Source organism: Gilliamella sp. B2772, assembly GCF_026536985.1.
GTDB classification, from domain to species: Bacteria; Pseudomonadota; Gammaproteobacteria; order Enterobacterales; family Orbaceae; genus Gilliamella; species Gilliamella apicola_E.
Window position 1 is genome coordinate 53,633 of the sequence record NZ_JAFNNB010000002.1, and the last position, 12,459, is coordinate 66,091.

11 protein-coding genes are annotated in these 12,459 nt (G+C 35.1%); 4 read left to right on the forward strand and 7 right to left on the reverse strand.

Annotated elements, in window-relative coordinates:
* The first annotated feature begins 59 nt into the window (after positions 1-59).
* Positions 60-1,418, forward strand: a complete 1,359-nt coding sequence (locus J3T98_RS05470) for an L-serine ammonia-lyase (protein ID WP_220225584.1) — start codon at positions 60-62, stop codon at positions 1,416-1,418.
* A 254-nt stretch (positions 1,419-1,672) separates the two neighbouring features.
* On the opposite strand, the gene mpl is transcribed toward J3T98_RS05470, so the two are convergent.
* The 4 genes from mpl to xerD form a co-directional block, all read right to left on the reverse strand.
* Positions 1,673-3,055 (reverse strand): UDP-N-acetylmuramate:L-alanyl-gamma-D-glutamyl-meso-diaminopimelate ligase, encoded by a 1,383-nt coding sequence (gene mpl / locus J3T98_RS05475; protein ID WP_267342316.1) that lies wholly within the window; start codon positions 3,053-3,055, stop codon positions 1,673-1,675.
* A gap of 121 nt (positions 3,056-3,176) precedes the next feature.
* On the reverse strand, positions 3,177-4,907 hold the full coding sequence (gene recJ, locus J3T98_RS05480; protein ID WP_267362335.1) for a single-stranded-DNA-specific exonuclease RecJ: 1,731 nt from the start codon (positions 4,905-4,907) through the stop codon (positions 3,177-3,179).
* Positions 4,908-4,980: 73 nt separating this feature from the next.
* Complete coding sequence (gene dsbC, locus J3T98_RS05485; protein ID WP_267358164.1) at positions 4,981-5,685, reverse strand: bifunctional protein-disulfide isomerase/oxidoreductase DsbC; 705 nt, start codon at positions 5,683-5,685, stop codon at positions 4,981-4,983.
* Between the two features lie 26 nt (positions 5,686-5,711).
* Positions 5,712-6,626 (reverse strand): site-specific tyrosine recombinase XerD, encoded by a 915-nt coding sequence (gene xerD / locus J3T98_RS05490; protein ID WP_065562027.1) that lies wholly within the window; start codon positions 6,624-6,626, stop codon positions 5,712-5,714.
* Positions 6,627-6,772: 146 nt separating this feature from the next.
* On the opposite strand from xerD, the gene J3T98_RS05495 reads away from it, so the two are divergent.
* Both J3T98_RS05495 and grxB read left to right on the forward strand, forming a co-directional pair.
* Complete coding sequence (locus J3T98_RS05495; protein WP_267362337.1) at positions 6,773-7,399, forward strand: Pr6Pr family membrane protein; 627 nt, start codon at positions 6,773-6,775, stop codon at positions 7,397-7,399.
* Positions 7,396-8,046 carry a glutaredoxin 2 gene (gene grxB / locus J3T98_RS05500; RefSeq protein WP_220225588.1) on the forward strand — a complete coding sequence of 217 codons (651 nt, stop codon included), beginning with the start codon at positions 7,396-7,398 and terminating at the stop codon, positions 8,044-8,046. The genes J3T98_RS05495 and grxB overlap by 4 nt, the downstream gene beginning before the upstream one ends.
* A 130-nt stretch (positions 8,047-8,176) precedes the next feature.
* Here the strand turns inward: grxB and J3T98_RS05505 are convergent, their stop codons facing one another.
* Positions 8,177-9,217, reverse strand: coding sequence for a tagatose 1,6-diphosphate aldolase (locus tag J3T98_RS05505; RefSeq protein WP_267358166.1), 1,041 nt, complete (start codon positions 9,215-9,217; stop codon positions 8,177-8,179).
* Between the two features lie 183 nt (positions 9,218-9,400).
* Here J3T98_RS05505 and J3T98_RS05510 point away from each other — a divergent pair, with 183 nt between their 5' ends.
* Complete coding sequence (locus J3T98_RS05510; RefSeq protein ID WP_267339209.1) at positions 9,401-10,720, forward strand: MFS transporter; 1,320 nt, start codon at positions 9,401-9,403, stop codon at positions 10,718-10,720.
* Positions 10,721-10,782: 62 nt separating this feature from the next.
* Here J3T98_RS05510 and J3T98_RS05515 read toward each other — a convergent pair whose 3' ends face one another.
* Positions 10,783-11,586: a pyrroline-5-carboxylate reductase family protein gene (locus J3T98_RS05515; RefSeq protein ID WP_065562032.1), complete on the reverse strand. Its 804-nt coding sequence runs from the start codon at positions 11,584-11,586 to the stop codon at positions 10,783-10,785.
* Between the two features lie 15 nt (positions 11,587-11,601).
* The gene (locus tag J3T98_RS05520; protein ID WP_267362340.1) at positions 11,602-12,453 is read right to left on the reverse strand and encodes a VOC family protein; all 852 of its coding nucleotides are present in this window, start codon (positions 12,451-12,453) and stop codon (positions 11,602-11,604) included.
* Positions 12,454-12,459: the final 6 nt, after the last annotated feature.

The following is a 12,459-nucleotide window of genomic DNA, read 5'->3' on the forward strand; positions in this document are numbered from 1 at the left end:
TATATAAGTCATTTTTTATTCATAACTACGTGCATGTCAAAGATTATAAAAGGGATAAAATGGGTTCAGTTTTTGAGATATTTAAAATTGGTATAGGTCCTTCTAGTTCACATACAGTTGGTCCAATGCGAGCGGGTAAGGCGTTTATTGATCAACTGATTGATAATGGGCAAATGCCATTAGTGACAAAAATTGTGGCAGATGTTTATGGTTCTTTATCACTGACCGGCAAGGGGCATCATACTGATGTTGCAATTATTCTTGGATTATCTGGCGAAAAGCCTGATACCGTTAATATTGACCAAATTCCCCATTTTATTCAAACCATGAACCAATGTGGTAAATTACCGATATATAATGGTAAATACCAAATTGATTTTTCAAACGAAAGCATTATTTTTCATTCAACTTTTTTACCATTACATGAAAATGGTATGACGTTAAGCGCTTATCATGATAATGAACTCATCGTCCAGAAAACCTATTATTCAGTGGGTGGAGGAAAAATTGTTGAAGAGGAGCAGTTTGGACAACAACAGCAGAATTCTGTTGATGTGCCTTATCCTTTTTCAACAGCAGCGCAATTATTGAAGCATTGTGATGATAATTCGTTGTCGGTATCGAGTATTGTGTTAAAAAATGAGTTACAACTGCATAGTTATGATGATGTTGTAAATTATTTTTCTTTAGTTGGACAAACAATGCTTAATTGTATTAAACGCGGCATGAATACTGAAGGATTATTACCTGGTGCGCTTAAGGTTCCTCGTCGAGCAAATGCACTTTATCGCCAATTATTGACTAGCAAAAATAATAATGATCCAATGATTATTATTGATTGGATAAATATGTTTGCGTTAGCAGTCAGTGAAGAAAATGCCGCAGGGGGAAGGGTAGTGACGGCTCCTACCAATGGCGCTTGCGGCATAATACCAGCCGTTCTTGCCTATTATGATAAGTTTATCGATCCGGTCTCGCCCGATATTTTTATTCGCTATTTTTTAACTTGTGGAGCCATTGGTTTACTTTATCAAAAAAATGCATCTATTTCAGGTGCTGAAGTTGGTTGTCAGGGTGAGGTCGGTGTTGCTTGTTCAATGGCGGCTGCTGGTCTGGCTGAATTGTTGGGGGGTAATCCTCAGCAAGTTTGTATGGCAGCCGAAATTGGTATGGAACATAATTTAGGTTTAACCTGTGATCCTGTTGATGGTCAAGTACAAGTTCCTTGTATTGAACGTAATGCGATTGCTGCAGTTAAAGCAATTAATGCGACACGCATGGCATTAAGGCGCACTACTGCAGCTATCGTTTCGCTTGATAAGGTGATTGAAACTATGTACGAAACCGGAAAGGATATGAATGCAAAATACCGAGAGACTTCACGTGGTGGGTTAGCAATTACTGTTCACTGTAGTTAATAATGAAGAGTTAATTATGTGAGCTTTTTGCTGTACAATGTAAGTAATCACTCACCGAAGTTACTTTAGTGAGTGATAAATGTTAAGTTATAAGTCTTACCATAATCACTGTTAAAACATTACCACTATTACTCGATGCCACTATTATCTGATTATAAATAAGAGTGGCATATTTAAGTATTACAACAATCTTTTTTGCATCTTTTAATATGCAGATGCATTTAGGAAAATTAATTATTTAGTGCGATTAATCGTTATGCATCTAATTCTTTTCTTAATTGTTGTTTTTTTAAGCTTTCTAAAATCTTGTTATGAATTCCACTAAAACCACCATTACTCATAATCAAAATGGCATCGGTTGGTTTGGCTGATTTTGTTATCATTTCAACTAATAAGTCAATATCAGCTGTCCAATAAGCCGGTTGGATACAGGCATCGACTACATCAGCAACTAACCAAGGTAGTTGTTCTGGTTGGAACATATATATTTCATCAGCGCGACCTAATGATGGAGCAAGTTCATCTTTTGAAATCCCTAACTTCATTGTGTTAGAACGAGGCTCTAATACTGCTAAAATTCGTCGATTTGCACCAATTTTGCTGCGTAATGCTTCTAATGTTGCTAAAATTGCCGTTGGATGATGAGCGAAATCATCATAAATTTCAATGTTATTGACCTCACCATATAGCTCCAAGCGTCTTTTAGCATTTAAAAATGATCCTAACGCTAAACAAGCATCTGCTGGATCTATACCAACATTGTGTGCAGCGGCAATTGCCATTAAGGCATTATGCATATTGTGTTCACCAACTAAAGAATAGTTAACTGTACCCATCTTTTTGTTGTTGTAATAAACATCAAACTGGCTGGCATCATTAGCAATCTTTTTCGCTAACCAACCGTCTTCAGATTCGGTAAAAGATTGTTTACTCCAACAACCTTTTGCTAATACTTGTTTTAAATTGACATCTTCTTGAGGAGAAATTATCAATCCTTTACTTGGTACTAAACGAACTAGATGATGGAACTGTTTTTGGATAGAACTAAGATCATCAAAAATATCTGCATGATCGAACTCTAAATTATTCATAATCAGTGTTTTTGGACAATAATGCATGAATTTAGAGCGCTTATCAAAGAATGAACAGTCATACTCGTCTGCTTCAATAACAAAGAAGTTACCTTCACCTAATCTTGCTGATACTTCAAAATTACCCGGAACACCACCAATAACAAAACCCTGTTTATAGCCTTGTTTTTCTAAAATCCAGTTAACCATTCCAGCCGTTGTTGTTTTGCCGTGTGTACCTGCCACAGCAATAACCCAACGGTCTTTTAGTACATTATCATGTAACCATTGTGGTGCAGAGACGTAAGGAATGTTATTGTCCAAAATGTATTCAACACAAGGATTTCCTCTTGATAGAGCATTACCAATGATGACCAGATCAGGAGTTGGCGTTAATTGTGAAGGATCGTCTCCTTCAATAATATCAATATGCTCTTTTTGTAACAGCGTACTCATTGGTGGGTAAACATTTTTATCTGATCCTGTTACTTTGTGACCTAATGAACGAGCTATTAATGCAATACCGCCCATAAATGTGCCACAAATCCCAAGAATATGAATATGCATTTTTTGTCCTTAATGTTGTATAAAATGTACTAATGATAAAACTATTGTATTGCCAATCTTACTTTTATGATTAACTGATCTGATTTTACAGAATCTAGTAATTATAGTCGATCTTAATCGCTTATGCGATAGGCCAAATATGTCTTATCATTAATTTTAGGGTTTGATTTCCTCGAAACTCATTTACATCTAAGTGATAAACAATTTTTGCTTCTTTTATCGTTTGGTCTGGCCACTTTGTTAAATTAACATTAAAACAGATCCCTTCAATTATTGGTCCCCCATTTTTGGGTTCTAATACTAATTTAAGGTGTTTTTCAGCAAATATGCGTTGCTGATGAATAATAAATTCGCCATCAAATGTAGGTTCGATAAATCCTTCACCCCATGGACCAGAGTCTTTTAGTAGTTTTGCAATTGAATAATTAAAATCTTCGTTATTTATCTCGCCATCGGTTTCAATCGTTTGTTCAAGTACCTTCAAATCAAGTTGCTCAGTTATCACTGTTTCTAAAAGATCCCTAAATTTATCTAAATCTTTTTCTTGAATACTTAATCCAGCAGCCATGGCATGACCACCAAAGCTAACCAAAATATCTGGATATCTTTGATTTAACTCATAGAGTACATTTTGTAAGTGAATACCATCTATTGATCTTCCAGAACCTTTCAATAATCCATCTTCTGTCGAAGCGAAACATATCACAGGACGATAATATTTGTCTTTCAATCGTGCTGAGACTATACCAATAACACCTTGATGCCACTCAGGATGATGTACCACTATTGAATTAGGTAAAGAAGGTCTATGTATCTGTTCAACGTGGGATAAAGCTTCTTGATACATCGTTTGCTCAATTAATTTTCGATCACTATTAAGCGTATCAAGGTCGGCTGCTTGATTGACTGCACTATCATAGTCTTCACATAACAATAATTCTACGCTCAGAGACATATTATCCATTCGTCCAGCAGCATTTAGTCTTGGGGCTATATAATAAGCAAGATCTGTTGAGGTGAACGTAAGGGGATCTCGTCTGGAAATATTTAATAATGCTTTAATTCCTTCACAACAATAGCCTGCTCGGATACGGCTAACACCTTGATGGACTAGTATTCGGTTATTTAGGTCGAGTTTTACCACATCGGCAATAGTGCCAAGGGCAACTAAGTCTAATAAGCTAGCAATATTAAATTCTTCTAAATTATGTGTGGTGAACCAGTTTTCCTTGCGTAATTTTGACCGTAATGCCAGCATAAAATAAAAAGCTACACCAACACCTGCTAAATGTTTTGAAGGAAAAGTGCAATTTGGTAAATTAGGATTGATAATTGCATCCGCAGGAGGTAGTTTTTCTGGACATAAGTGGTGATCGGTAATAATGACGGTTAAATTCGACTGTTTTGCAAATTCGACCGCCTCAACAGCAGAAACACCGTTATCAACAGTAATAATAAGATCCGCTTTTTGTAAAATTGCTTTCTTTACGACGTTAATACTTAAGCCATATCCATCATCAAAACGATTTGGAATAATATAATCGACAAATTGACACCCCATTTTTTTTAACGCTTTTACCGTTAATGCGGTACTGGTTGCGCCATCGGTATCAAAGTCTCCAACAATCATTATTCGCTCATTGTTCTTCATTGCAGAATAAAGAATGTCAACAGCTTTATTGGTCCCATCTAGATTGTCGTAGTTACATAGATTACGAGTGGTATAGTCTAGTTCTTGCATAGACGTTATTCCGCGCAATGCATATACTCGCTGCAACAATAACGGAATGTCATTTGATAATTCTGGTAGCGTTTCGGGTAACTTACGATGTATTAATTTATCTGCTTTCATATGATGAATGTTAGCGCGTATGCGCTAACAATTTTTTGTATTCTATAATTTAAAGATTATAAATTATACAGTACTAGTTTTTAGATTTCTTTTTTAAAATTTCGATTAATTTATCAGCCGGAACGTAACCAGAGACAAGTTGTCCATCAGGTAATACTATTGCTGGTGTTCCACTAATACCGAGTTTTTTACCAACGTTAAATTGTTGTGTTACATAAGGGATCATGCTATTAGCAGGTGAAATTTTATTACCTTTATATGCATTTTCAAAAGCGGCTTTGCGATCAACTACACTCCAAATGGATTGCATATTTTTACCTACTTCACTATCTGCTCCTGCTCGTGGAAAAGCAAAATAGTGAACTGAGATGCCTGCATTTAAATATTGCTCAATATTTTCGTGTAATAATTTACAGTAGTGGCATGTGTAATCGGTAAAAACTGAGATAATATATTGTTCATTTGGAGCTTGATAAACAATGGCATCTTTTTCAATTGATTTCATTAATTTTAAGTTATTGCTGTTGGCAATATTTACTGGTTCACTGCCTTCAAGATTATAGATTGGCCCTTGAGTTAAGAATTTACCATCATCAGTGACATAAAAGATACCATCTGGTGTGGTAACACTTTTTAGCCCTTGTATTGGATTATTTTCGATTGTAATTTCTTTGCTAGAAAAACCTAACTTTTCCATTGTTTTTGTAATATCGGCGTTAGAGGCTAATACTGAAGTTGAGATCAATGCTAAACCTAAACTGATTACTAATTTTTTCATTCAATTATCCTTAGTTTATTGAACCGCTATGCGCGAGGATGATGTTTGCTGTGCAACTGTTTTAATCTTTCTGTTGCAACATGTGTATAAATCTGTGTAGTTGATAAACTACTATGCCCAAGTAACATTTGTACAACACGCAAATCGGCACCATGATTAAGTAAATGCGTTGCAAAAGCGTGTCTAAGTACATGAGGCGAAAGGGCTTCTATATTAATGCCCGTTAGTATGGCATAATATTTTATCCTATGCCAGAAAGTCTGTCGTGTCATTTTTTTACCCAATCGACTTGGAAAAAGAACATCAACAGGACCATTTTTTAAAAGATCGTTGCGCGCATATTTGAAATAGTATTCAAGCCAATAAATAGCCTCTTCTCCCAAAGGAACTAAACGCTCTTTATTTCCTTTACCAACGACTCTAACTACTCCTTGTCTAAGGCTTACATCGCTAATCTCCAGATTGACTAACTCCGAAACGCGTAGCCCTGTTGCATAAAGCACTTCTAACATCGCTTTATCTCGCAATTCTATTGGATCATCAATACTTGGTGATTCAAGAAGAGCATCAACCTGTAATTCAGTTAGATCTTTGGGTAACTTTTTGGGTAATTTGGGTGATGATAATATAGCTGATGGATCATCCGTACGATAATTTTCTTGATATAAATATTGAAAAAAACGTTTAGTCGCACTAAGTAAACGAGCTGAACTACTTGCTTTATAACCATCTTTAACGCGTTGCAATAAAAATTCCTGCAAATTAATTGATTGCGCAGTGATGAAATTAACTTGCTGTGATTGCAGTGATTGGCTTAAAGCAAACAGGTCGAGTTTATAAGATTCGATAGTATTTTCAGAAAGATTTCGTTCCAACCAAATTGAGTCTAAAAATTGTTCAATTAATATTTTATTTTGTGATGATATTTCTTTATCAGACATTAAAAGCCAACTCTTTTTTCGACGATTTTTCCTATTATATACTAACTGCTAATAACTATTCACTTTAGTTTATGTTGGAAGAATCTTTTGTATCTTTTCTTTAGCCTACGATATACTGCACTATCGGTTATTTTTTATAATAAGTTATGCTGAAACGAAATATTAATCTTTTTATTGTGCTATATGCTTTTTTGGTAATAGGTCTTGAAACTTATATTTATTGGCATACACGACTTCGGCCTTGGCAACCAGGAACACCTATCGGGAGAATGGTTTTTTATTACAGTTTTTTTACCGTGTTGTCTAATCTCATGTTGGCATTTAGCTGTTTGTGGTTAGCCTTTAATCCAAACTGTAATCGATATTTATTTAAAGTGATTCGATTAAATGGTTTAATTGGCGTAATTATAACGGCTGTTGTCTATAATCTAATATTAAGAAGTATTCATAAACCACCGAGTACATTATTACAATTTACTAATGAGAGTTTACATGCCGTTTTACCTATTGCTGGCGTATTAAGTTGGTTAATATGGGGGCCATTTCGACGCATTCATTTCAAGGTTATCGTTGGCTCGTTTTTGTCAATGCTAATTTATGGTATTTATATCTTCACAAGAGGTTATTTTACTAATCAATATCCCTATCCTTTTATTAATGTAGTGAAGGTTGGTTACGCTAAAGCGCTTTATTCCTCTGGATTGGTTTTTGTGCTGTTTTTAGTCTTGGCTTTTTTATTATGGGGCATTGATTGTTTTAGGAGACGAATATGAAATTATTTATTTATGAACACTGTCCTTTTTGTGTACGTGCAAGAATGATTTTTGGCTTGAAAAATATTCCGGTTGAGCAGCATGTTTTTCTAAGTAATGATGCTAAATCACCAGAAAGCATGATTGGCGAAAAAATGGTACCCATCTTACAAAAAGAAGATGGTAGCTATATGCCAGAAAGTTTGGATATTGTTGCTTATATCGATAGCAATTATGGCGGTAGCCCTATTTTAACAGGACCTAAAAATCCAAAAATTGAAGCATTGATAAAACAACTTCAACAATATGACTATAAGTTAGAGTGTCCGCGTTATATCAAACTTGGTTTAGCTGAATTTGCTACTCAAGATGCTATTGATAATTTTGTCACAAATAAGAGTAAAAAGATGGGATCGTTTGATGAATGCCTTGCTCAAACTGATTCGTTAATCGCTAAGGTTGCTGATTTATTCACTCAACTTGAATCCTTAATCGCATCGCCTAATGCATGTAATGGCTCGTTATCTTGGGATGATATTTGTTTGTTCCCAATATTACGCAATTTGACATGTGTTAAAGGACTTAAATTTCCGACTAAAATCAGAGAATATTTAGAATCTATGTCTAAAAAAAGTAAAGTAAATTTATTTTTTGATAAAGCTATCTAATTGGAGATATTTGCAGGAGTATCAAAAAGTAATCAGCTAATTAATTGCTAATTATAAGAGTACAAGTAGGAAGAAAACTTGTACTCTTTTTTGTATTAAATCTTCGTTATAAATTTTAAAAAATAATCAATTAATTGCTTAATACAGGATCAATAATTTCAATCTTGTCTTTACCACCATAAACATCATACCAAGGTGTTGCGTATTGTTTTAAGATTTTGTTAAGGTGCTCAACATTTTCACGACCAGTTGTATCTAGCCAACGTTTTAAGCCATCTTTACCGCCGTTAGCATATGCTGCTACGCCTTCAAACCAAGTTGCACGACCGCCTAAAATACCACTGTATTTAGCGCCATGTTCGCCAGCAAAAATAAGCTCTTCATGGAAAGTTTTGGTTGGTACACCAGCACTTAAGTAGATAAATGGGCGTGTAGCAGCGTCACTTGCTTGTTTAAAATATTCAGCCGCTTGTTTTTGGGTATATACCACAGGATTATTGTCGTTAAATCCTTCAACATTTTTAAATAGAACTGGCACTTCTACTTTTAAGATATCGATGTAATAGTGATCTTTAGTAAACTCCTCAATAGTTTTGATCACTTTTTGAGGTTTGATTTTTGCAAATTCAGGGCTTTTATCATCAGTCACCACATTATCATAGACAATTGGTTCGACAAATACCGGAATATCAGCGGCTCTCGCTTCATTGCCTAAACGTTCTAAAAAGGCATGTTTTTTATCTAAGATATCTTGAGGATCATCCGGATTATAATAAACAAGGACTTTTGCTGCATCAGCACCTTTTTTCAATAAACGTTGCAGTGAATCTTCAGGCAAAATATCGGGTAAACGACCAGGAGTATTGGCATCATAACCAGTTTTTTCATAAGACATGATTAAGCCAGCATTTTTATTTTTTGCCGCCATACCTTTGAAACCAAGTTCTTCATCAAGCAAAATGGCACTAACATATTTGGTTAATTCCTGAGAAACAAGCTCTTTAAATTCATAAACCATGTCAATGTGATAACGCTCTTGACCAACGGCATTTTGCATCATTTTTACCATTGAACCACGCTGATCGATTGCTAATGCTGCAATTACGCCATCTTGGTTAGATAATTGTTGCATACGGTTGAATTTTCCACGAGAAATGCGTTTTGTTGCCATTTTAGAACTCTCCATTTGTTAAGATTTTGTTATTGTAGGTATTTGTATGGCTAACTATTAATCATTTAGTGCTAGTTTTGATTTTTGTTTGCTTTTAGATATTTTCTTTTAAATAACAGTTAGTTCTTGTATAGTAGTACAATTTAATAGACTTATTGTAAACAATTATTTACAAGGATGATTATGCCAAATTCTGCAATTTCCAAAAATGTGAGAACATTAAATAATCAGGATTATAAAACCTTAGCGCTTTCCGCGTTAGGTGGCGCATTAGAGTTTTATGATTTTATTATTTTTGTCTTTTTTTCAATAACGATTAGCCATTTATTTTTTCCGACTAATATGCCTACATGGTTAAGTCAAGTTCAGACTTTTGGCATTTTTGCTGCCGGGTATTTGATTCGCCCTTTTGGTGGTATTGTGATGGCTCATTTTGGTGATATATTTGGCCGCAAAAGAATGTTTACACTTAGCATCCTATTAATGGCTTTACCAACATTATTTATTGGCTGTCTACCAACTTATGCCAATATCGGTATTTTTGCGCCATTATTACTGTTAATGATGCGATTATGCCAAGGACTTGCCGTTGGTGGTGAAGTTCCTGGAGCATGGACATTTGTTGCCGAACATGTTCCTAAAAATAAAATAGGTCTAGCGTGTGGTATTTTAACTAGTGGATTAAGTTTAGGTATCCTGCTTGGTTCACTGGTATCGACAATAATGAGTAAAAGTATCTCGGTAGAACAAATGAATGAGTGGGGATGGCGAATTCCATTTATTATCGGCGGTATTTTCGGTTTAATCGCTATGTATCTACGTCGTTGGCTAAAAGAAACGCCGATTTTTCTTGAAATTCAAAAGCGTAAAAATCAAGAATTATCAAGAAAGTTGCCAGTAATTACTGTGATTACCCAATATTTACCCCAAACAATTTTATCGATGCTACTTACTTGGGTGTTGTCAGCGGGTATTATGGTGATAATGTTAATGACGCCAATTTTGTTACAAAAGCAATTTGGTTATTCAGCAATTGAAGCTTTGCAAGGGAATATATTGGCTATCATCGGACTGATTATCAGTTGTACGTTTTACGGTATGATGATGGATAAGTTTTCGATGGGCAAAGTACTTGTTGTTGGTTGTATCGTGGCTGCTATCATGATTGCTATATTTTATCTATCACTAGATAATCCGAATCTTCTATTTATCACTTATTCATTAGCAGGTTTTAGTGTTGGAATTGTCGGTTCTTTTGCTTATTTTATGGTTAAAGTGTTTCCAACTCAGGTGCGTTATAGCGGTGTGTCGTTCTCATTTAATATGGCTTATGCCATAGCTGGTGGCTTAACGCCATTACTAATCTCATTTTTTAGTGATTTTGTGAGTAAAATGGCGCCCGCTATTTATGTTGTTGGATTATTTGTGTTAGGTGCATTGATTGGGCTATTTTTATTAATCAATAATAATAGCCAAAAATATATAGCAAAAGATATCTCTTAACATTTAATAGATAATAAAAAAAAGTTGAGGAGCGGGGTTTTTAAGTTCCTCAACAGTTATATTTAGCTTATTTTACTGCTTTTTCCCAGCTCAATAGTTCGAATGACTCCAGCTTTCACGCTTCGTTGTAACCCTGCTGCAAAATCACTATTATTTAGTTCATACAAACTATGTATTCCAACTCCAGCTGGCGAGTTATTAATATCAAGCAATTGTCTTGGATGTTTTTGACTTAATTGAAGCATTGAGGCTGCGCCGTGTAAATTTTCGATCGCAATACGTTTGGCCATATCTCGGGGCAATCCAACTAAAACTCCAGCATCAACTAACGATTCATAAAAATAATAAATATAATTCGGTCCTGCAACAGCATAGCCAGTAAAAATATCAAGCAGTGATTCGTCAATATATTCAAGTTTACCAAAACTTTTGAAGAATTGGGTGACGGACTTTTGTTTTGCAACAGCCTGATCATTCTCGTCGGTAGCAATACCTGAATAACCAAAACCTGTATCGGTAAGTGTATTTGGAATCGTTCTAATAACAGGAAGATCAACTTTTAAGGATTGTTTTATTTGGGCAATTGTTACTCCAGCAATGATTGAAATGATAACAGTCTCTTTAACATCCAATTGTTGAACTATCTTACTCCATGCATCTTGAGGTCTAACACCCAATACAATAATATCTGCATTGACGATTTTGTCAGTTGGGGTAACGCCATAAGTTGAATGTAAATAGTCTAAGCGAGATTTAACAATATCGTTCACTAATATATTTTGGGGTTCATATGTTTTATTTTTTATCAAAGCGCTAATAATCGCTTCAGACATATGGCCACTACCTATAAATAAAATTTTACTCATACTCATAGTTCCTATTTATAATTGGCTAAAAATCATAACTACACCATATGTTTCACTGGCAGGTACGATAATCGTATCATTTTGTAAATTGTATTTAATTTTTCCTTTTTCTAGTGCTTGTTGGGTTTGCGCTAATGATTTTGTTGTGAAGCCTAAAGCAACTTTACGATCTTGGTCGTTATTCGCTTTACTTACTGACGAGCCAAAAAGATGCTGTATTGCACTTGGTGTAAGGTAATCAATAAATTTATCTTCAGCTTTTAGACGTACGCCTCCGTCAATTTCGATAATTTTTGCTGAAGGGAAAGTTTTTTCAAGCAATTTAATTGAGGAGCGGGGTTTTTGAGCTTCAATAATGACTTGATTAATATTTATTACACCATTTGGGTGCGTTTGCCACTCTTTACGCCAAACGAGTTCCGGGGTCAGTTGGTCGCAAAAAAAGATCTGTCCATTTGGAGTATAGGAAGGGTCTAATCTGACGGTTTTAAAACGCGCTTCAGGTTTAGTGCCATCATTTAATTCGACAGGTCTAAAAAAGGATTTAGGGCCGTCACCCTCAACTTTTATACTTTGGCTAACAAGTTGTTGATAAAGTTTGTTGGCATCTTTGGTTTTGAAAACTAATCCAGTTAGCCCGTCAGCAAAACACCAACTTTTATCTACTTTACCCGCATTTTGAGGTTCAAAACCTAAAAGCTCAAGATATGTGGTCGTAAATATCGCTAAATTGTTACTTGTTCCTAGTGAATGGTGGCCCCTTGGGGTTGTTGTGAATCCCAGTTTTTGATATTGAGAATTTGCTTGATCGAGCTGATCTGATACGGTGATTACAACATGATCAATTTGTGGACTAAGTATTGTCATTATATT

What these genes read in the sequence shown, in the direction of transcription:
- J3T98_RS05470 (WP_220225584.1), top strand. Translation starts at nt 60, where the DNA reads ATGGGTTCAGTTTTTGAGATATTTAAAATTGGTATAGGTCCTTCTAGT.
- mpl (WP_267342316.1), bottom strand. Translation starts at nt 3,055, where the DNA reads ATGCATATTCATATTCTTGGGATTTGTGGCACATTTATGGGCGGTATT.
- recJ (WP_267362335.1), bottom strand. Translation starts at nt 4,907, where the DNA reads ATGAAAGCAGATAAATTAATACATCGTAAGTTACCCGAAACGCTACCA.
- dsbC (WP_267358164.1), bottom strand. Translation starts at nt 5,685, where the DNA reads ATGAAAAAATTAGTAATCAGTTTAGGTTTAGCATTGATCTCAACTTCA.
- xerD (WP_065562027.1), bottom strand. Translation starts at nt 6,626, where the DNA reads ATGTCTGATAAAGAAATATCATCACAAAATAAAATATTAATTGAACAA.
- J3T98_RS05495 (WP_267362337.1), top strand. Translation starts at nt 6,773, where the DNA reads ATGCTGAAACGAAATATTAATCTTTTTATTGTGCTATATGCTTTTTTG.
- grxB (WP_220225588.1), top strand. Translation starts at nt 7,396, where the DNA reads ATGAAATTATTTATTTATGAACACTGTCCTTTTTGTGTACGTGCAAGA.
- J3T98_RS05505 (WP_267358166.1), bottom strand. Translation starts at nt 9,217, where the DNA reads ATGGCAACAAAACGCATTTCTCGTGGAAAATTCAACCGTATGCAACAA.
- J3T98_RS05510 (WP_267339209.1), top strand. Translation starts at nt 9,401, where the DNA reads ATGCCAAATTCTGCAATTTCCAAAAATGTGAGAACATTAAATAATCAG.
- J3T98_RS05515 (WP_065562032.1), bottom strand. Translation starts at nt 11,586, where the DNA reads ATGAGTAAAATTTTATTTATAGGTAGTGGCCATATGTCTGAAGCGATT.
- J3T98_RS05520 (WP_267362340.1), bottom strand. Translation starts at nt 12,453, where the DNA reads ATGACAATACTTAGTCCACAAATTGATCATGTTGTAATCACCGTATCA.